Raw genomic sequence first — 17,788 nt, forward strand, 5'->3', positions numbered from 1 at the left:
ATCGACATGTTTGACGGGTCTTGTTAACTTTGTTGTAATAACTCCCAGTTTGGGGAGGATTACTCACCTTAGTGGGGCGACCGAACTTTGTCTACTAGCCGACAGTTGACGTAGGCCACACTAGATCCTTGGCTTGCAAAGTGCTGCTTGGTTTTTCGCTCAGCTACCGCGCTTGGACTGGCGCGAGAGCGCCTTGCGCATCTCGATCTGCTCCTGCAGATCGACGAGCTTGCCGCGGATCCACTCGCGGTCCTCGCCGATGGAAGCCGTATAGAAACGCTTGATCGCCGCGATCGGGTCGCCGCCGGGGTCGCTCTCGAGCGCTGGCGACGCCTCGAGGGGCTGCGCGGAGAATCCGGCGGCTCGCATCAGGTTGGCGTAGAGGTGGTCGAGTGGCACGTCGGCGTCGTCGGCGAAGGTGATCGCGATCTGCCGGAGGCTGTCTGGGCTCGGGCGCCACGACCCGTTGCGCCAGCGGTTGAGTTGAGAGCTGGACAGCCCTGTGCGGGACTCGAACTCGGCCAAGCTGGGACGGCCGGTGCGCCGAGTCTCGCGCACACCGGCGGCACGCAGAACATCGTCGAGGAAGGCCGCGAACTCCTCGTACGGCCATGTCGGTTCTGTCGGTGCGGTCTCGCTCATGCGCAACAGGGTACGCGACACCAGTACCGCCGTACGGCTCCCGGCTCTCGGGCGGCGGACGCCTGCACTCGGACCTCATCTCGTCCTCCTCGGCGCACCTTTTGGCCTGGTACGCATGGGTAGCGGTGATATTACCGCCCCGTAGCCTACTCATGTTCTTGCGCTACCGCAAGAACGGTGCTACGTTTCTTGCGCTAGCGCAAGATAGAGCAGGATACTCCCCTTGCAACTGTCGTATATCGACAGATTCGCGCTGGTGTTCTCGCAGTTCACCAACCAAGGAGCAGAGCAATGGGCGACGCAAGCGTCATCTCCTACCCCAAGGGCCTGGTCGACATCGCCGGGGCCGCGGCCTGGCTGAAGGTCCCCGAGTCCTGGGTCCGCGACAAGGTCTCGGCGCGCGCCGTGCCATTCACCAAAGTGGGCAGACACGCACGGTTCAGCGCCGACCACCTGCGGGAAATCCTCGAAAGCGGCGAAGTTCCGGTCGAAGTCCGGCGCTGAGGCGCACACATTCACTGAATGCCTGCGACGTTCCTCACTTACCTGCATATGCAAGTCGCAGTAACCACTCGGTTCTCTTGGGCACCAGTCTCTCCGGGCGATCCCGGCTGAGCAGGCCGTGCCTTCCTTCCCGTCTCACCGTTCCAGGAGCGATCCCCCATGCATCCCCAGCCGGTGTGCGCCGCCCCCGCGGCCTACCGCATCGAAACCGACGAGGCCGCGCACTTCGTGTGCATTCGCCATCAGCGGCAGGTGTTCGCCGAGCAGTACCGCGCCGGCCGCGCCCCGACCCTCCACGAGATCCCGATCGGCGAGCGCCGATGCGGCGAGCACGGCCGCCCGGCCTCGGCGCTGGTCGCGGCATGAGCGCCATCGCCGCCCCCGCGCCCGGCGCCGACGTGCTTGCGCTCATCGGGCAGCAACTCGGACGCGCACGCCAGGCCGAGAAGGACCGCGACGCCGCTCGCGAAGCCGAGGCGCTGCGCGCCATCGAGGCATACGCCGCCGGACTGCGCTGGGATCTGGCCTCGCCGCCGGGCGAGGGCGCCTGCGCCGACCAGGTCGCGACTGTCCTCGATGAGGTCTGGTCCTCGGGGGGTGCCAATGCGTAGGCACTGGGTGGCCTTCATCGGCTGGATCCTGATCGGCATCGGCGCCGTCAGCCTCGCCGCCTGCCTGGCCGCCGCCACGCTCGTCGTGGCGCTGTTCGCGGCGGTCCCGCGGTGACCTGGACGGCCCTGGCGATCGGCGCCGGATGCATGTGCGCGCTGGTCCTGCCCTCGGCGATGTTCGGGCTCGGCCTGCTCGTGGGCAGGGCCGACAGGCACGGCCGCGTTGCGGAAGCCGAAGACCGCGCTGAACTGGCGACCCTCGCCGCCGAAGGACTCGCGCGCCGCCTGCGCGAGGCCGACCCCGGCAGCCTCGACCGCCCCGACGAGACCCCCATCAGCGACACCCCCTGAGATCGGCCGCGCCAAAGCGCCCGGCTCGAAAGGAACACACCCATGAACCACCGCGAGTGCATTACCCTGCTCACCACCGTCCGGGACCGACTCGAAAAGGCCGGTGCCGACGCCCGGCTCGCTCGCGACATCGCCCGCGAAGCCGTCGAACGCATTGACGCGGCCATGAACGAACTGGACGGGGCCGTACGCCGCTACCGGCTCGGGCCCCTCGCCGACCAGATCCTCGCCGGCGACCACGAGGAAACCGCCCTGGGCCACCTGACTGGCGACGTGCTCGCCGCCGACCGGGCCGTGGCCGACGCGACCGACCGATGCGAGGCCACCGGCTGCGCCAAGGTCGGTTGCCCCTTCCTCGCCGAAGCGCTCGCCCGCGCCGCCGCCGCGCGAGGGGCCCTCGGGGAGTACCTGGTCGGCCAGCACCTCGCCGAGCCCGACCGTGCCCAGACCGTCGCCGACGACCTCGTCGCCCGCGCCGAGGTGTGGGCGCGGTGAGGGCACTGGTCCGCTCCTGGCGCATCACCGTCGACGCCGACCTGTCGGTTTCCCAAGCAAAGGGGCAGGCACTGACCTGGCTGGGCCACATGGTGACCGCGTCCGGGTTCGTGCTCGACGGCGTCCCCGACCTGACCGTCGAAGACGGCGACACCACCGCAACGGTGGTCGTGGTCGCGACCGCCCCTGTCGTACGCGCCCACACCTCGGCGGACTGGCGGGCCTGGGCGAGCCCGATCGAACGCGAGGCCGACCGCGACGCTTGGCGGCGCCGACGCGGCCCCGGGCGCCGCCACATGATCGAGACCCTCGCCGCCCGCGGCCACCCACCGACCGCCATCGCCGGCTACCTCGACCTGCCAGTGAGCACCGTCCTGCTGCACGACAACGCCGGACTCCGCTCGACCGTCCCGCGGGCCCCAGCGGAGGTGGGCCGTGGCGCGAACTGAGGCCCGCATCTACGCCGACCTGTGGGAGGACCATGACTTCCTCAACCTCACCGCCTCCGCGCAGCGCATGTACGTCTACCTGCTCTCCCAAAGGGACCTCACCCACTGCGGGGCCCTGCCCTTGCGGGTGCGCCGCTGGGCCGACAACCTCCGCGCCACCGTCGCCGCGATCGAGGGCGACCTTGCCGCTCTCGCGAAGGCCCGGTTCATCGTGGTCGACTTCGAACGCGAGGAGGCGCTGGTACGCACCCACATCCGCCACGACCGCGTCCACCGCCAACCCAACCTGCTGCGCGCCGCCCGCCGGGCCCTGGCGGCGGTGACCTCGCCGCTGCTGCGCGCCGCGCTCGCCGTCGAACTCGTACGACTGAGGGACGACCCGGCCACGGTGATGCCGGCCGGGTCGCGCGAGCCCTTGGAGGGGATGATCGCCGACCTCGCCGACGCCATCGACCAAGGCCCCGCCGATGCCTCCGGCGAAGGGTTCGCCGAACCCCTCGCCGATGGCGAGGGGGAGAGGGGTAAGGGGTCAGGGGGACACCTCAAGGTAGTACCACCTCAAGGTCTTTCTTCTCGTCGACGCTCGCGCGCCGACGCCGCTCTACCACCGCGCTCGGAGATCGAGGACCTGTGCACCTACCTCGCCGACCGGGTCGAAGCGAACGGCTCGCGGCGCCCCACGATCACCAAGGGCTGGAAGGACGCGGCCCGGCTCATGCTCGACCGCGACGGACGCACTCTCGAGCAGATCCGGGCCGCCATCGACTGGTCCCAGAATGACGATTTCTGGCGCGCGAACGTCATGAGCATGACCACGTTGCGCAAGCAGTACGACCAGATGCGGCTCCACGCCAAGCGCCAGCGGGGCCCGGCCCGGGAAGCGACCACGGACGTGCGGATGCGGCAGGTCGACGCCGCGCTCGCCGAAGTCCTCGGCGGCGACGTGGGCGGTGAGCCACCGTGACCGCCGAGGAAGCCGCCGAGGTGCTGCGCATGGTCGCCCGAGGCGACCGCCGCACGGTCGCGGCCGACGACATCCGGCTGTGGGCGATGGTCCTCACCCTCGCCGGCGTCACCAAGGTCGAGGCCCTGCAAGCGGTGGTTGAGCACATCGCCGAGGCCCCGGACACGTGGCTCCAGGTCGGGCACATCGTCCAGCGCGTCAAACGAGGCCGCCGCCGAGCCCTGGCCCGGTCGGGGATCTCGGAGCAGGAGCTGCTGCGTTCCCTCGACCCGGACGCGGCCGACTACGACACCCAAGTCCTTGCGGTGTTGCGGGCCGCCCGCGCCGACGCCGCCCGCGGCCTGGCCCCCGCAATCGGCACCCGGGCACCGGGCGAGCTGCCCTCGGGGACCGTGCGCGCGGAACGGGCCCGGCGGGGAGCGGCGAAAGTCCGAGACGCCTTGGCGCGCAGTGGCATCGGCCGTTCGGAGGTCGCCGGGTCGGCCACTGGGAGGACGGGCTTAGAGCCCTATGGTCTCGCAGACTTTCACCCACAAGAGAGGACGAATCCTGGTGTTGACCAGTGAATACATTCAACTCCTGAACGCGGATCGGCGGCCGGTGTGGCTGCTGGGCGCAGGCGGCGTCATCAACGCGAACTATCCGGTGGACGGCGACTGGGCCTCGCAGACCGGCCGGGCGGTCATGGTCGACCGCGTCGGCGTCTCCATCACCTGGGCGCCTGGCCTGGTGAAGCGGATCAAGGCCCTTGCCGAGAACGGGAGCGTCGACATCGTGTGGTCGACCTCTTGGTGCCCGGTGGCCGACAAGCTCGAAGACCTCTGGGGCCTGCCGAAACTCGTTCGGGCATGGGAATACCCGATGTCGCCTTCGACCATCCGCGTCTACAAGTGGAACGCCTGGAAGGAAGCGAAGGCATCGCCGCGCCCGGTTGTCTGGACCGACGACGAGATCGCCAAGGAGATCGACAGCCGCGACTCCGAACTCCTCGGCATCCGCCCCCACACCTCGACCGGCCTCACCCGGACCGACATGGACCGCATCGAGGCGTTCATCGCCACATACAACCCCGACCTCGCCGACACCGACCAGAAGGGACGCCGATGAGCCTCGCTATCTGCCGGGCCCGCCCGATTCACGGGGCGGACTCGTGCCCCAGCAAGACCGACGCAGTCCACCCGGCTGACCTCCACACCTGGGCCAACGGCGACCTGCGATTGATGGCCGCCGTCTTGATCCTTGACGACTCCGGCCTGCTCGATCACGAGTGGACCGCACGATTCATCGGCCGGGAGCTGACCTTCGTGGACTTCGCGGCCATGCGCCGAGCCCTGCCCCGCTCCCCCCTCTCCGACGGCGAGCGCGCCATTGCACAGGCGGCGGTCTCCCTGACTGAGGGACTCAAGATCGACCTCGGCGCGGTCCTCCTCGCCCTCGATCCCGGGAACATCGACACGCTCGTGACTGCCCTCGACCTGTTCAGTCCGCCAACCCGATCCCGGCCGACGCACCTCCGCGCCCTCCCGAACCCCCTGGCGGTGGGCGCATGACCGTCACCCCCTGCTGGGCCTGCGCTGCCCCCATCCGTACCGCGACACGCAAGCGGTTCTGCACCGACACCTGCCATCAAATGTGGTGGGAGACGCCCCGCATCGACCTGGGCGAAAGCGAACACGTCCTCATCGGACAGGGGACGCTCACCTGGTCCCCGGCCGAGGCGTTGAGCGGCCGGTGGGGCGCGGTCGGCCTCACCGGCACCGCCGGGCGGCTCGCGCTCCCGAAGGATCTCGCCGGGACACGCGGCACGCTCGTCGCCCGCGTCCTCGACCAGCCGGACCCTGAGGTGGGGATGATCGGCCCGGAGTCCTCTGCCTCCTCCGCCTGGCGCATCCCCGCGCAGGGCGACAGGATCACCCTCGGGCACGGGGCCCTGTTCTTCGAGAACGAGTCCGGCGGGGGAGAGCCGGTCGCGTGCGGGGTTCGACCGGCCTGGACAGACCCGCGCTTGGGCTGGCTCAACGAGGTGCAGCTCGGCCGCCTCCCGGGGCGGCGCGTTGCCCTCGAAGTCCACGGCGACAACACGAACGGCGTCCGGGCGTCGATGCCCAGCTCCCTCGCCGCCGCCGACACCCACCCCGACCAGGCCGATGGGGACAGCGATCCGCGCTGGCGCACCGACTACCGGGCTCGGCTCGCCGCCATGCTCACCAGCGCCGCCGCCGACTACCTCCACCGCCCCGACCCCGACATCGAGGCAGAAGTCTTCACCATCTACGACGACACCGCCACCGTCACGGTCGCCGCCCCCAGCGACGACGAGTACCGCCGCTTGCAGCAAGGGCAGCCCGAGGACGACCTCGCCGGAGTCGGACAGGCGGTCTTCCACTGGAAGTCCGAGCCTCAAGCGATGACGGTCCGGGCGCTGTGCGGGGACACGAGATACACCCTCAAGTGGTCGGCCGGGGCCGAGGTCCCGACTCTCCAGTTCGAGCCCTGGCCGCACACCTCCCAGGTGTATCCCGAACTCGTGGAGCAACTCCACGCCGACCGGCCCCGCCAACGCCAACCCAGAAGCGGCGCCGAAGCGCCCCGGCGGGACTGGACGGAAATCCTCACGGCTTGCGTGGCGGCGGTCCCGGCCGGTCGGTGGATCTGCTTCGGCGATCTCGGGAAGCTCATCGGCCGCCACCATCGGGAAGTCGTCGGGTTCCTCGACAAGGCGGACATCCTGGGCCGCCACCGCATCCTGCTGGTAACCGGCAAAGCGCGCCCCGGCGGCCTCGGTACCGCCAGCGCCGCAGACCAGACCCAGCGACTTCGCGCCGAAGGCGTCCGTTTCAGCCCTGCCCTCGTCGCCGACCCGACCCAGCGGCTCTACCTCGACGAACTGCGCGCGCTCTCCGCCGCACGCCCCCGCATCTGACCGACCTACCGGCGGGGCGGCACCACCCCCCCCGCCGGTCTCAACACGGAAGCACTGCCACATGAGACCCAACGACCGCGACCACAAGAGCGCCTACCGCAACGGGATCGGCCTGCGCGCCCACTTCATTGCCAAGACCGCCGGCGAACTCCGCGACGACCTCAACACCTGCCCGGACACCGCCCTCCACGCCACCGCCTCTTGGCGGCTGCTCAGTGTGGTGTCCCTGGTCGACGCTGGGGTCCGTGACATGGCCGCCTACACCCCGCAGGACCTCGACGGCGAGCAGCGCCAGCGCCTGACCGACGCCCGCGCCGCACTCGACGCCGCCGAGCGATACCTGAGGGACTTCTGCACCGCCGAACGCGAACACGCCATGGCCGAGCCCGCCGGGGAGCACCATGGCTGACCGCAAGACGGTTCGGCCCGATCAGCCGCACTGCTGGTTCATGCCCGGGGAACTCGGCGAGGCCCTCTCGGCGATGTTCCGCCGCCACTACTACCTCAAGTGCCCGCGCTGCGAGCTCATCATCACCGACCGGCCGCCGCTTCCGAGCTGCTGGCGACGCCTGCTCCGCGCGCTCTTTCCACCGCGACTGGGCGAGGGCGACCTCTACTTCGTGTGGCCTGAAGGACAAGCCATCTCGATGGAGGTCACTCCTGAGCCGCCCTGCGAAGCCGCCCGACCCTGACCGACTCGGGCGCGGCGCCGCACCCGGCGCCGCGCCCTCTCTCCCCCCACACGAGAAAGCGACACCACCTTGACGCACCGAGCACTCAATGATCCGATCTACCAGCGCGCCGGGTATATCGGCGGCGAAGCTGAAACGCTGCGCAGGCAACTGGCCGCGCACGGCGCGGACGGGCGCACCGCCCGCACCGCACGCCGGACCTTCCACATCATCGAGCAGGTCCGTAAAACCCTCGGCGACCTCGCCACATCCGCCGACCCCGGGCTGACCGAGGAGCAGGCCGTCCGCCTCGCCACCGCCGTCAAGCTCCTGGAGGGCGCCGAGTCGACACTCGACGCCTTCGCGAACACCGAGCACGAGCTTCGCCTCGAAGCCGGAGCCGTCGATGCGTGAGACCAACCGTCCCGTCCCGGCTGCCGCCACCCCCTGGGAGGCGCTCGCCGCCGCGATAACGTTCCTGCGCGAAGGCAGACACTGGGCAGCGGCCGAGGCCGCCCGGCGCTGGCGGGCCGCGAACCTGCCCGCGCCCGAACGGTTCTCGGGCCCCGGCGCGACCCGCAAGGCCGTCACCGCCGCCGCGGCCCATCTCACCGACGCCGGGCACGACACCGCCGCCGCAGCCCTCGCCTCCTGGCGGGACGCGCAACTCCCCGCCCCCGGCACCCGCTCGGGGCACCGGTGGCGGGAGCACTGGGAGACCGGCGAGGACATCGACGACCCCGCCCGCCGCTACGACGAGCAGTGCGAGCACTGCGGCCTCGCCCTCACCTACACCGCCAGCGGCAGCCCCGGGGCCGCCGCCTGGGTGTGGCCGGACGGGCGTCGCCTTCCCGCCGCAGGCCGCCCCGCCCCGCCGTGCCCGAGCCCCGAACTCGAACCGACACCCGCACTAGAGAAAGAGGTATCCCTATGCTCATCCTGACCGTGACCGACCTCGACCCCGCCGCCCGGCTCGAACACGGCTACGACCTCATCCGCAAGGACTTCCAAGGGTTCGTCGCCGACCCCCAGCTCCGCGCCCTCGCCGGCAAGGGCGCCGCCGAGTTCACCATCGACCTCACCTCGGGCCTGTACCTCACCGCCGACCCGATGCGCCTGGCCGCCCTCGCCGCCTATGCGATCGGCGACGCCATCCTCAGTGACGTCGACGGCAACCGCAAGGATTCATAGAACAGGTGTGCTAGATTCCGTGGCGGCCCTCCCTATCCGCCGACAGGGAGGGCCGCTCTTGTGCCAACCACCCCTACCCCTCTTCCCTTGCCGCCCATGCGGATCGGGAGCATGTGTTCCGGATACGGGGGCCTCGACCTCGCCGTGGAGGCCGTGCTCGGCGGCGCCGTCGCCTGGCACGCCGAGACCGACCGCGACGCCGCCCGAGTCCTCGCCGAGCGCTGGCCGGGCGTTCCCAATGTCGGGGACCTCACCCGATGCGACTGGGGTGCAGTCGAACCGGTCGACCTCGTCTGCGCCGGGTTCCCCTGCCAGCCGGTCTCCCTCGCCGGGCGGCGCCTTGGCGAGGCCGACGAACGGTGGATCTGGCCCGACATCGCCCGTGCCCTTGGCATCCTTCGACCTGGCCTCGTCTACTTGGAGAACGTCGCAGCCATCGCTCGATCCGGCTTGGCCGCCGTCGCCGCTGACCTGGCCGCGCTCGGGTATGACACGGAGTGGACGACTCTGGCCGCGTCCGCCCTTGGCGCTCCCCACCGCCGCGAGCGCTGGTTCCTCCTTGCCTGGGACGCTGCCCGTGCCTGCGACCTCGGCGAGCGAGTCATCGGATGGCGCGCTGCTGCCGACGCCGCGCGCGAGCCCGAACGAGCAGCGGGTCTACAAGCGAACGCCGTCGCAGGAGGCCGGCACCCACGGCTTGAGCCTGGCCGCGGAGATGGCGAGTCTGCTCCCCACGCCCAGGGCCTCGGACACCGGCACGGCCGGGAGGCGGCCGGGCCGGGGCTGGCGGCCACCGCTCTCGGCGGTACTCCTGCCGACCCCGCTCGCCTCGGACGCGAGGAAAGGGAGCGCGAACCAGTCCCGGGGGAGCCGCCGGGACTACACGCTCCCGAGCGCCGCGGCCCTGATTGGGGGCGCTACCGAGCCGCCATCGAGCGATGGGAGCTCCTGACCGGCCTCCCGGCTCCAGCCCCGACCGCGCCCAGCGCGAACGGCCTCCCACAACTGCGGCCCGAGTTCGTGGAATGGCTGATGGACGCCCCGCCCGGCCACGTGACCGGGCTCGGCCTCTCGCGCGTCGCCCAGCTACGCCTTCTCGGGAACGGCGTCGTCGTCCGTCAGGCCGCCGTGGCGATAGCCGTGCTGCTGGATCGGGCGGGCCTGGTCGGCGGCCGGTCGGACCCACTTGGCGAGGAACTCCTCATAGGTCGGTAGCCGGGTAGCAAAGACCAGTTCCGCCTCGGCGCCGTGGTGCGGCGCGAGCGCGGCGGCCAGCGCGGGCGGGAAGGGGACATGCCGTCCGCCGTCCCCGGCAGTCCCGGCCAGGCGCGCGCGGTCCCCGGGCTCGGCCAGCGCCGCGGCGGCCTCGCCGAACGTGGCCGTGCGCGGGTCGATCCCGGCCGAGGCCAAGAGCAGGGCGAGCTGGCCCTGGCGCGCGTCGAACTCGCCCGGGGCTTCGTCGGTGCTCATGCGCCTGTCTCTGAGCCGATGCGGGCCGGCGGCAGTGCGCCGGGGCGGCCCACATACCAGCGGATGAGCTCCCGGATCGCGTGGGTTCGGTTGGTGCCCAGGGCCTGCGCGACCACGCCGAGCGCCTCCCACTCGTCGTCGGGGATGCGCACGGCCCTCGGTGTCGTGTACGGATCTCTATTTGCCATACCGCGACCCTAGCCGGTTCGTATATACAAATCCAGGGCTGAACGAGTGAACTCATCGACTCCGATTCTCCGTTGTATCGGCTCGCCGTTCGTATATACGAAACCTATGGTCGAGCAGCACCGGGAAAGCGATCCGCCACCCCGGCGGGTTAACGGCCTCCCGGTCTTACAGGAGGTCATTCAAATGAACAGCAGTGATCAGATGCGATTCGTCCAGGTCCTTCGGTCGGCCCGCGACACCAGCCCGGCCGCCGTTTACGCCAACCTCGTCGGCATCGCCGACGCGATCGAGTGGGACGGTACCGATGAGGTCGACTTGGCCGAGGCCGCCCGCGACCTCGCCCGCGTCTTCCGGGAGCTGCGCCGCGTGGTGGAGGCGGTGTGCGACAACGACGACGAGCACGGCACCGAGGCGTTGAACGACTTCATCGAGCTCGTGGATTTCTTCGAGGCCGACCGCCACGGCGAGGAGTGACCAGGACCGCTGCAACAACACAATAGACGAACCAGCAAGCGAGGGCGGGCCGAAAGGCCCGCCCTTTCGCCGCTCCGCTGACGAGTGCAAGGGAGTCGCGAATCCGTTATCGAAAAACCTGGAATTTCTCGCTTCAGAGACTCGCGGTCGTATATACGAAACGCCTATGGTCGAGCAGTCAAAGCGGGACACCGCGAGACATGTTGTTAAACCAATTCAACAGTGTGTAACGCGCCGCTATGACGCAAAGCGGCGGCCCACCCGGAACCACCGGGGGACCGCCGCCCATTCATCATCAACGCGATCATAGCAAGGAGCCCACTCAATGGGTAAGCACCACGCGGATGAGATCCACTACGGGTGGCGGGCCACGAAGGTCTGGACGGGGAGCCGCAACCAGCTCCTCCTCGAAACCCACGACACGAAGTGCCACCGCTTCGCCGACCTGGAGGGCCTCAAGTTCTCCGGCAAGGCGGCCGCCCTGAGCGACGTCCGAGCCGACCTCATCTGCCGAGCGGCCTTCGCCAACGAGACGACCGCCCACCCGGGCGACGTGTTCGTCGGCGTTCACCTCGGCGGATGCCTGACCGGCAACACCGACCGCCCCTGCCCGACCCCGGTCGGATTCGACATCCACACGGGGGCGACAACGTTTAAGGAGTGACCCCATGCGGGGCCCCGGCTAACCACCGGGGCCCCGCCCACGGGCCCTTGCTGGGATCGCCCACGCCGAAGGGCATCAACTCATGACCGCACCATCCGGGGACCTCACCGAGGCCCAGGAGCACGACCTCCGCATCGCCGAAGACGCCATCGCCCGCCTGACCGATCCCGGCAAGGCGAGCCCGGCCCAGGCGATGTGGGCGATCAGCCAGATCCTCGCCACCGCCCGGGTTGCCCTGCGCCCCTACAGCGCCGCCCTCGTCGGTGCACGCGGGGACGCGGGCTACGTCTGGGTATCGGGCCACCTGTTCGACACCGAGATCGCGCTGAACAACGCCGCCGAGCACGCTGCGGGACACCCGATCCCGGCGCGGGCCCAGCGCGACGGGGACGCGCAGCCGCGCTTCATCGGCACCTCCGAGGTGGCCCGGCGCTTCGGCGTCCGGCAGACCACCATCAGCAACTGGGTCCGGCGCTACCCGCACACCCACCCGGCGCTCCCCACCCCCGCGCCCCACGCCTACAACCTCCGCAACGGGACGCCGACCCCGCTGTGGATCGAAGGCGACTGGACGGCCTGGGACGCATGGAAGCAGGCGAAGGACGCCGTCAGCGCCGAGTGGCTCGAACGATTCGCCATCAAGGAACCGGGCGAAAGGGCCGACGCCGAATAGTGAAGTAACCAGCCGATAGCGAATAGGGGAGGTTTCCGCCTCCCCTATTCGCGCTGCCCGGACGAGCGGCGATTATCACTCGATTCGGCGTACTATTCGCCGGTTCTGCGCTGGCATTCGTATATACGAGCCTCCTATGGTCGACCCACCCAAAACGAAAGGCAAAAACATGTTCCACATGACCACCTTCGAAATTGTCGACACCATTACGAACCCGATGATCGATGACCCGCGCGACGTGTTTCTCTCGGCCGCCGTCATCATCGAAACCATCAGCGCCCGGGTCGGCACCCACCTCGACCGGGTCGCCACGCCCGAGGAGTCCACGGCGATCCACGGCCTCCTCGACCAGGCTTCACACGACCTGCGCCACCTCGGGGGCGGCGGCAAGGCGCTCCCGAGCGGGGCCCTCGACCCCCGCATCGCCGCCATCGAGGCCGCCACCAGCCGCGTCTACATCACCGAGTTCGTGTTCTACGAAATGTACGAGATCACCGAGGCCATCGGCACGGGCCTCCGCCAGCGCCTTGACGGATTCACCGACATGTGGACGGTTGACGAGCGCCGCGCGGTCGGGGAAATGCTTGAGCACGCCGCCATGCGATTCATCGCCTACGCCGAATCCGCATAGCTCATACCTCGTCAAGGGGAGGCCACGTGCCTCCCCTTTTCTATGACCATTTCCCGAGCGGCTCGGATCACTCGGATTCGCTCCTTTCAGGGCTCGTTCTCGTATATACGAACTGGCTATGGTCGAGCCATCCAAGAAAGAAAGGAATGTCAATGCAGTACATCATGCGCGACCTCTTCGAGGAAGCCCTCGCCGAATACGGCGGGGACGTCAAGCTCCACCGCGGGTACTCCGGGCGGGCCATGTTCGGCGAGCAGTGCCTCGCGGTCTACGGGCCGGTCAGCGCGCTCATCGCGTTCAGCCTCTACCTCGGGGCCCACCTGTACCGCCGCGAATGGGAGGCGCTCGCCGAGGTCGTCCGGATCGACCAGCTCGGCATGGGCCACGTCGCGTACTTCCCCGGATGGCAGCTCACCGAGGCCGCGCCGGAAGCCGACGCCTAACCGCATATGAGCGCGGGGGGCCCGCTAGCACCGGGGCCGCCCGCCACGCCAGTGCCGCACGGGGCGAAGCCGTTCAACGACCGCCATCAAGGCTCACAACCTTGACGGAGCGCCCGGCGCGGACGCAACCGAATACAAGGGAGGGGAGACGATCCCGAATCGCCTCCCCTCCGCCGTATGTGCGCCCAGCGGCTCGGATCACTCGAATTACCTCGGCAATTCGCGCTTCTGGGCTCGCATTCGTATATACGAACTCCTTATGGTCGACTCACCCGAACGACCAAAGGGAAAGGCAAGAAATGACCGACAATAGCTTTCACTCCGTCAATCACGAAGACGCCATCAAGCTGGTTCGCGCCGCCATCGAACGCGTGACCGACCCGAGCGCCTGCGCCCCCGGCGACGCCCTGTACGCCCTGAGCGAGATCCTCGACGCCGTCCGCGACCGCGCCCGTGACTACCAAGAACACCTCACCGACGTCGACGGCAGCGCGGCGGGCGACCGCATCATCGCCCACCTCGCCATTGCGCAAATGACCTTTGAAGTAGCCGCCAACTAAGCGCACGCAATGGTGAAAGAGGGGAGGCGAAGCGTATCGCCTCCCCTCTTTCATGCCCTGATTCCGAGCGGGACGGATCACTCGGAATCTCGCCTTTCAGGGCTCGTATTCGTATATACGACCTGGCTATGGTCGAGCCACCCGATAAACGAAAGGAACACGAATGCCGACGATCAACCGCGAGATTCTCGAAGACGCAGAGGAAGGCTCCGGAGTGGCGATCACCTACCACGAGGAGTATCTGGTGCCGGTCACGCACGACCGCACCTGCCTGGCCTTCTCCGGCGGCCTGACCGACCTGCTCCGCTTCGCCTACCACCTCGGCCGCTTCACCAGCGCCGACGAGACCGAGGACCTCGTCAAGAGCCTCCGCATCACCAAATACGGCTACCACCACATCGCCTTCGCGCCGGGCTGGACGTTCACCGAGGACGCCTAGCGACACGAAACGGGCGGCCCCGCTAGCACCGGGGCCGCCCGCCACATCAGCCCCGCCCTGGGGCGAAGCCGTTCAACCACAACGAGATTACCAGGAGCAACACACCATGATCACCATCCGAGCCCGCATCCTCCCGATCCGCAAGCGCGACACCGCCGCCCCGAGTCTCGCGGTCGAAGCCCACGACCCCGCGTGCGCGCACGCCGCGTGGCCCTACCTCGGCGAGCCGGTCGCGGTCGAAGAGGCCGAACTCGCCGACTTCCTCTACCACCTGGGCGAAGCCGAACGCGGCGAGTGGGAGGCCGAGGAGGTCTTCACCCACTACTGCCCCTGCCTCACCCCGCGCCTGCCCTAACCGCACCCCACGGGGCGGGCCCCAGGGCCCGCCCCACCACCCCGAAGCATTGAAGGAGAAGCATGTCCGACAGCGTGTACATCTACGACGCCCTCCACGTGACGCCCCCGATCTCCGAATCCGAAATCGCGCCCCTCATCGAAGAGGGGACCTACCTCCGGGTCGAAAACAACGACCCCCGAGGCGCACCCGGCTACCTCGCCAGAAGGCGCGACGCGGTCATGGGCGTCTTCGTCTGCGACTACGCTGCCGAGGACGGCACCACCACCCGCGCCGCCACCTCCATCGACGTCGACCGCCAGATCGAGTTCACCGAGGAGGACCGGCCCATCGATGTCGTCATCGCCGAAATCGCCCAGATCATGGACGACTTCCGCACCGCCCCGGACGGCTTGCTCCGCCTCTTCGACAACGTCCTTGGCTACGAGGCCAACACCTACCTCGGCTCCGGTGTCTACGACACCACCGAGTCGGTGATCGTGATTCGGGAGGGGAAGCCGGTCGGCCTCCCCGAGAAGGAATGGCGCGCATCGCGGCCATGACCGCACGGGCGCGCTGGCCCCACCCGCCAGCGCGCCCGCGCGCGGCCAACTGAACGTCTCTTAGGGAGTGGTGGAGACAACTCGCCTTCTGCGCCTTACAAACTCGTTTTCGTATATACGAACACCTATGGTCGACCAGGTAAGCGACAACGAAAACCATTGTGAGAGAAGGAAGATCATGAACTACAGCAACGCCCTGGAAAACCTGGTCGGCGCCACCGCCATCGCCGCCGAGGCGGCCGAAACCGGGCCCGAAGCCGAGCGCGACCTCGCGGCCGAGGCCATGCAGTACTTCCGCCTCCTCGACTTCGTGAGCAACCGGATGAGCGAGGCGTTCGGGGAAAACGCGGGCCACCCCGAGGACAGCCTTGTCGCCTACCGGTGGCAGGAGGCGCGGGGCCGCCTCAACAGCGCCGCCTACGACGTCGAACGGTTCGCCTACGCCATCGCCAAAGCCCAGAAGTAGCCCACCCGGCCGGGCCCGCACGGGCCCGGCCACCCTCCACGATCGAACTAAGGACGCCACCATGATCGACCTCAGCGACGTGACCGCCGCCGTCTACGACACCCGACAGTCCCTGCGCGCCAACGTGTACGCCGTCCAGCCTCGAGACCACGACCAGCGCGCCAACCTGCTCGCCGGAATCTTGGAGCACCTCGCCGCCGCCGCACCCGACCTCCTGGGCCGCAACCACGAGACCGAGGCCCTCCTGGAACGCCTCGAAGCGACCGCGCGCGACGCACGCGACTACGCCGACACCGTCGACTGCTACCGCACTGAACCCGCCGACCCCCAAGACCTCTACGACTACCCGTACTAGCCACCCGCGGCCGGGACACCGAGCCCCGGCCGCACCAACCGAAAGGCGACCCCATGACCACCACCCCCACCCGCGAACCCGGCAACGCACCGGCCACCATCGTCACCGCCTTTTACGAGGAAGACGACGCCCGCATCGAGGCCGTCCTCACCGAATGCGGCTACGAAGTCCGCCACATCCGCTACGCCGTCGAAATCTGGGACCTCCCGACCCGCCCCGCCGGGCACCTCTTCGCCAACCCCGCCGGCGACGCGCGCCTCCTGGAACTGCACGGCACCTCGATCTGGCTCGACGATGTCCACGAGGCCGTCCGGAAGCGCCTGCGACGCCGCCAGTTCCCCGGCCCGGTCATTCCCGGTTCTGAGTTGAGCGCCGAATTCCGGGCAGTCCTGCGCGAGGCCATCGCCGAAGCCTCCCCGGAACGCTAAGGCGAACCCTTCGCCCGGCCCCGCCGCGCTGAATTGGCGGCGGGGCCGGAGTGTGTCGCGTAACTGGAACCCTGGCCGCCTGACCCTCGCATTCGTATATACGACGGCCCTATGGTCGACCAGCCAAAGAGGACTAAAACGAAGGAGCGAACCCGCAATGACCGAGCACACCGCAGGGTCCCGAATCACCGTGACCCTGGTACCCCAGCCCGATGAGGTGCTCAATCTCCCCGGCGTCGTCGTACGAGCAGGCGAAGACCACCTCGTTGTCGCAGTATTGAACTTCGAGGGTGCGCTGCAGTTCGGCCACTTCGGCCCTGACGACATCACCGACCAACAGGCCAGCGCATCGGGCCTGGAACATGACCGCATCCAGCGACTGCTTCGCGTGGCGCGCATCAAACAAGGCAGCATCGATGCCGCACTCGCCGACGCCTACGAGCACGGGGAGGTGATCGGCGCCTAGTGCCAACCCACGAGCCCGGCCCCGCCACGCGGGGTCGGGCGCACCTCGCTGGCCGAAACCGCCCCCGCCGCCTACACTCTGGAATCTCCACAACCGAATAGTCACCTGGAGTGCCATGAGCGCCAACCAGACCGCGGCCCTCGACGCCCTCACCGAGCCGACCCGCGAAACCGCAGGCGGCAGGACCGTCACCATCCCGCCCCTCCTCGCCCAGCTCCGCGGCGCCGTCGCCAACTCCGGCGAGCGCACCGAAGGCGTCCGCCGCGTCCCCTCCTCCACACCCCCGCTCGACGTCGGCGCCCTCGACCTGTGGCAGGAAATCGCCGAGGCCGCCCTCGACTGGGCCGCCTCCTGCGACATCGACCCCGGCCCCGTCCACCACGAGAACGACCCGCGGCCCCTGCCGGCCCGGCTCCTGCGCCGCACCGCCGCGGCCCTCACCGCCCGAGGGGACGCCCGCCGCCTCCAGCGTCTCGCAGCCGATGCCGAGCGGTGGGCCGCGCGTGTCACCGAACTGCTCGCCCCGCCGCTCCTGCGCCGCCGCCGCATCTGGGGTGCCGAGTGCCCGCACTGCAAGACCCAGGCCGTCACCGAGTACGACCGCGACGGCCAGCGCGTGCGCGTCCCCGCCATCACCGCCGCCCGCGACAAAGCGCGGCCCCTCCTGTGGCTCTCATGCACCAACTGCGGGTGGATGCGGGGCCTGCCCACCACCGAACCCGAACACGAGGAACCCGAGGCCGCCGCCACTCCCGCGCTGGCCGCCGCCTGACCCCAAGGGCCGCAACCCGAAACGTGGAATGCGTCACTCGCACTGGCATTTAGTACACGT

At 69.2% G+C, this 17,788-nt stretch carries 34 protein-coding genes and 1 pseudogene; 32 read left to right on the forward strand and 3 right to left on the reverse strand.

Annotated features, from left to right (window positions below):
• Positions 1-159: 159 nt before the first annotated feature.
• Positions 160-642: a helix-turn-helix domain-containing protein gene (locus ACZ60M_RS04360; RefSeq protein ID WP_465414595.1), complete on the reverse strand. Its 483-nt coding sequence runs from the start codon at positions 640-642 to the stop codon at positions 160-162.
• Positions 643-933: 291 nt separating this feature from the next.
• On the opposite strand from ACZ60M_RS04360, the gene ACZ60M_RS04365 reads away from it, so the two are divergent.
• From ACZ60M_RS04365 to ACZ60M_RS04450, 18 genes and pseudogenes are all read left to right on the forward strand, one after another.
• Positions 934-1,146, forward strand: a complete 213-nt coding sequence (locus ACZ60M_RS04365; RefSeq protein WP_465414597.1) for a helix-turn-helix domain-containing protein — start codon at positions 934-936, stop codon at positions 1,144-1,146.
• A 159-nt stretch (positions 1,147-1,305) separates the two neighbouring features.
• Positions 1,306-1,512, forward strand: a complete 207-nt coding sequence (locus ACZ60M_RS04370) for a hypothetical protein (RefSeq protein WP_465414599.1) — start codon at positions 1,306-1,308, stop codon at positions 1,510-1,512.
• Complete coding sequence (locus ACZ60M_RS04375; protein WP_465414600.1) at positions 1,467-1,757, forward strand: hypothetical protein; 291 nt, start codon at positions 1,467-1,469, stop codon at positions 1,755-1,757. Before ACZ60M_RS04370 ends, ACZ60M_RS04375 begins: the two co-directional genes overlap by 46 nt.
• Positions 1,750-1,872: a hypothetical protein gene (locus ACZ60M_RS04380; RefSeq protein ID WP_465414602.1), complete on the forward strand. Its 123-nt coding sequence runs from the start codon at positions 1,750-1,752 to the stop codon at positions 1,870-1,872. The genes ACZ60M_RS04375 and ACZ60M_RS04380 overlap by 8 nt, the downstream gene beginning before the upstream one ends.
• Positions 1,869-2,108 carry a hypothetical protein gene (locus tag ACZ60M_RS04385; RefSeq protein ID WP_465414603.1) on the forward strand — a complete coding sequence of 80 codons (240 nt, stop codon included), beginning with the start codon at positions 1,869-1,871 and terminating at the stop codon, positions 2,106-2,108. The genes ACZ60M_RS04380 and ACZ60M_RS04385 overlap by 4 nt, the downstream gene beginning before the upstream one ends.
• Before the next feature lie 42 nt (positions 2,109-2,150).
• Positions 2,151-2,603, forward strand: coding sequence for a hypothetical protein (locus ACZ60M_RS04390; protein ID WP_465414605.1), 453 nt, complete (start codon positions 2,151-2,153; stop codon positions 2,601-2,603).
• Entirely contained in the window at positions 2,600-3,052 is a 453-nt protein-coding gene (locus tag ACZ60M_RS04395) for a hypothetical protein (protein WP_465414606.1), read from the forward strand. The genes ACZ60M_RS04390 and ACZ60M_RS04395 overlap by 4 nt, the downstream gene beginning before the upstream one ends.
• The gene (locus ACZ60M_RS04400; protein WP_465414608.1) at positions 3,039-4,016 is read left to right on the forward strand and encodes a hypothetical protein; all 978 of its coding nucleotides are present in this window, start codon (positions 3,039-3,041) and stop codon (positions 4,014-4,016) included. Before ACZ60M_RS04395 ends, ACZ60M_RS04400 begins: the two co-directional genes overlap by 14 nt.
• Positions 4,013-4,582, forward strand: coding sequence for a hypothetical protein (locus ACZ60M_RS04405; protein ID WP_465414610.1), 570 nt, complete (start codon positions 4,013-4,015; stop codon positions 4,580-4,582). Before ACZ60M_RS04400 ends, ACZ60M_RS04405 begins: the two co-directional genes overlap by 4 nt.
• Positions 4,569-5,123 (forward strand): HAD domain-containing protein, encoded by a 555-nt coding sequence (locus ACZ60M_RS04410; protein ID WP_465414611.1) that lies wholly within the window; start codon positions 4,569-4,571, stop codon positions 5,121-5,123. Before ACZ60M_RS04405 ends, ACZ60M_RS04410 begins: the two co-directional genes overlap by 14 nt.
• Complete coding sequence (locus ACZ60M_RS04415; protein WP_465414613.1) at positions 5,120-5,566, forward strand: hypothetical protein; 447 nt, start codon at positions 5,120-5,122, stop codon at positions 5,564-5,566. Before ACZ60M_RS04410 ends, ACZ60M_RS04415 begins: the two co-directional genes overlap by 4 nt.
• A complete protein-coding gene (locus ACZ60M_RS04420) occupies positions 5,563-6,939 on the forward strand; it encodes a hypothetical protein (RefSeq protein ID WP_465414614.1) in 1,377 nt (458 codons plus the stop codon). The genes ACZ60M_RS04415 and ACZ60M_RS04420 overlap by 4 nt, the downstream gene beginning before the upstream one ends.
• A gap of 61 nt (positions 6,940-7,000) precedes the next feature.
• Entirely contained in the window at positions 7,001-7,348 is a 348-nt protein-coding gene (locus ACZ60M_RS04425) for a hypothetical protein (protein WP_465414615.1), read from the forward strand.
• The gene (locus ACZ60M_RS04430) at positions 7,341-7,631 is read left to right on the forward strand and encodes a hypothetical protein (protein WP_465414617.1); all 291 of its coding nucleotides are present in this window, start codon (positions 7,341-7,343) and stop codon (positions 7,629-7,631) included. The genes ACZ60M_RS04425 and ACZ60M_RS04430 overlap by 8 nt, the downstream gene beginning before the upstream one ends.
• Before the next feature lie 69 nt (positions 7,632-7,700).
• The gene (locus ACZ60M_RS04435) at positions 7,701-8,024 is read left to right on the forward strand and encodes a hypothetical protein (protein WP_465414619.1); all 324 of its coding nucleotides are present in this window, start codon (positions 7,701-7,703) and stop codon (positions 8,022-8,024) included.
• Entirely contained in the window at positions 8,017-8,553 is a 537-nt protein-coding gene (locus ACZ60M_RS04440; RefSeq protein ID WP_465414620.1) for a hypothetical protein, read from the forward strand. Before ACZ60M_RS04435 ends, ACZ60M_RS04440 begins: the two co-directional genes overlap by 8 nt.
• Positions 8,541-8,801: a hypothetical protein gene (locus tag ACZ60M_RS04445; protein ID WP_465414621.1), complete on the forward strand. Its 261-nt coding sequence runs from the start codon at positions 8,541-8,543 to the stop codon at positions 8,799-8,801. The genes ACZ60M_RS04440 and ACZ60M_RS04445 overlap by 13 nt, the downstream gene beginning before the upstream one ends.
• A 96-nt stretch (positions 8,802-8,897) precedes the next feature.
• A pseudogene (locus ACZ60M_RS04450) lies at positions 8,898-9,359 on the forward strand (DNA cytosine methyltransferase); the annotation flags it as partial.
• 528 nt (positions 9,360-9,887) lie between these two features.
• Here ACZ60M_RS04450 and ACZ60M_RS04455 read toward each other — a convergent pair.
• Positions 9,888-10,271 (reverse strand): hypothetical protein, encoded by a 384-nt coding sequence (locus ACZ60M_RS04455; protein ID WP_465414623.1) that lies wholly within the window; start codon positions 10,269-10,271, stop codon positions 9,888-9,890.
• A complete protein-coding gene (locus ACZ60M_RS04460; RefSeq protein WP_465414624.1) occupies positions 10,268-10,459 on the reverse strand; it encodes a ribbon-helix-helix domain-containing protein in 192 nt (63 codons plus the stop codon). The genes ACZ60M_RS04455 and ACZ60M_RS04460 overlap by 4 nt, the downstream gene beginning before the upstream one ends.
• A gap of 184 nt (positions 10,460-10,643) precedes the next feature.
• Here ACZ60M_RS04460 and ACZ60M_RS04465 point away from each other — a divergent pair, with 184 nt between their 5' ends.
• The 14 genes from ACZ60M_RS04465 (at position 10,644) to ACZ60M_RS04530 (ending at position 17,728) form a co-directional block, all read left to right on the forward strand.
• Positions 10,644-10,934, forward strand: a complete 291-nt coding sequence (locus ACZ60M_RS04465; RefSeq protein ID WP_465414626.1) for a hypothetical protein — start codon at positions 10,644-10,646, stop codon at positions 10,932-10,934.
• Positions 10,935-11,259: 325 nt separating this feature from the next.
• Positions 11,260-11,598, forward strand: coding sequence for a hypothetical protein (locus ACZ60M_RS04470; RefSeq protein ID WP_465414628.1), 339 nt, complete (start codon positions 11,260-11,262; stop codon positions 11,596-11,598).
• Between the two features lie 82 nt (positions 11,599-11,680).
• Positions 11,681-12,271, forward strand: coding sequence for a hypothetical protein (locus tag ACZ60M_RS04475; RefSeq protein ID WP_465414630.1), 591 nt, complete (start codon positions 11,681-11,683; stop codon positions 12,269-12,271).
• A 178-nt stretch (positions 12,272-12,449) separates the two neighbouring features.
• Positions 12,450-12,902 carry a hypothetical protein gene (locus tag ACZ60M_RS04480; protein WP_465414632.1) on the forward strand — a complete coding sequence of 151 codons (453 nt, stop codon included), beginning with the start codon at positions 12,450-12,452 and terminating at the stop codon, positions 12,900-12,902.
• 152 nt (positions 12,903-13,054) lie between these two features.
• The gene (locus ACZ60M_RS04485; RefSeq protein WP_465414633.1) at positions 13,055-13,345 is read left to right on the forward strand and encodes a hypothetical protein; all 291 of its coding nucleotides are present in this window, start codon (positions 13,055-13,057) and stop codon (positions 13,343-13,345) included.
• Between the two features lie 299 nt (positions 13,346-13,644).
• Complete coding sequence (locus tag ACZ60M_RS04490) at positions 13,645-13,905, forward strand: hypothetical protein (RefSeq protein ID WP_465414635.1); 261 nt, start codon at positions 13,645-13,647, stop codon at positions 13,903-13,905.
• A gap of 163 nt (positions 13,906-14,068) precedes the next feature.
• A complete protein-coding gene (locus ACZ60M_RS04495) occupies positions 14,069-14,344 on the forward strand; it encodes a hypothetical protein (protein ID WP_465414637.1) in 276 nt (91 codons plus the stop codon).
• Between the two features lie 106 nt (positions 14,345-14,450).
• Complete coding sequence (locus ACZ60M_RS04500; RefSeq protein ID WP_465414639.1) at positions 14,451-14,699, forward strand: hypothetical protein; 249 nt, start codon at positions 14,451-14,453, stop codon at positions 14,697-14,699.
• 62 nt (positions 14,700-14,761) lie between these two features.
• Positions 14,762-15,241: a hypothetical protein gene (locus ACZ60M_RS04505; RefSeq protein ID WP_465414641.1), complete on the forward strand. Its 480-nt coding sequence runs from the start codon at positions 14,762-14,764 to the stop codon at positions 15,239-15,241.
• 178 nt (positions 15,242-15,419) lie between these two features.
• The gene (locus ACZ60M_RS04510; RefSeq protein WP_465414643.1) at positions 15,420-15,707 is read left to right on the forward strand and encodes a hypothetical protein; all 288 of its coding nucleotides are present in this window, start codon (positions 15,420-15,422) and stop codon (positions 15,705-15,707) included.
• A 61-nt stretch (positions 15,708-15,768) separates the two neighbouring features.
• Complete coding sequence (locus ACZ60M_RS04515) at positions 15,769-16,062, forward strand: hypothetical protein (protein WP_465414644.1); 294 nt, start codon at positions 15,769-15,771, stop codon at positions 16,060-16,062.
• Between the two features lie 53 nt (positions 16,063-16,115).
• Positions 16,116-16,490, forward strand: a complete 375-nt coding sequence (locus ACZ60M_RS04520; RefSeq protein ID WP_465414646.1) for a hypothetical protein — start codon at positions 16,116-16,118, stop codon at positions 16,488-16,490.
• Positions 16,491-16,647: 157 nt separating this feature from the next.
• Entirely contained in the window at positions 16,648-16,956 is a 309-nt protein-coding gene (locus ACZ60M_RS04525; protein ID WP_465414648.1) for a hypothetical protein, read from the forward strand.
• 115 nt (positions 16,957-17,071) lie between these two features.
• Positions 17,072-17,728 (forward strand): DUF7341 domain-containing protein, encoded by a 657-nt coding sequence (locus ACZ60M_RS04530; RefSeq protein WP_465414649.1) that lies wholly within the window; start codon positions 17,072-17,074, stop codon positions 17,726-17,728.
• Positions 17,729-17,788 lie beyond the last annotated feature (60 nt).

It is taken from the genome of Glycomyces sp. NPDC050141 (assembly GCF_055586545.1).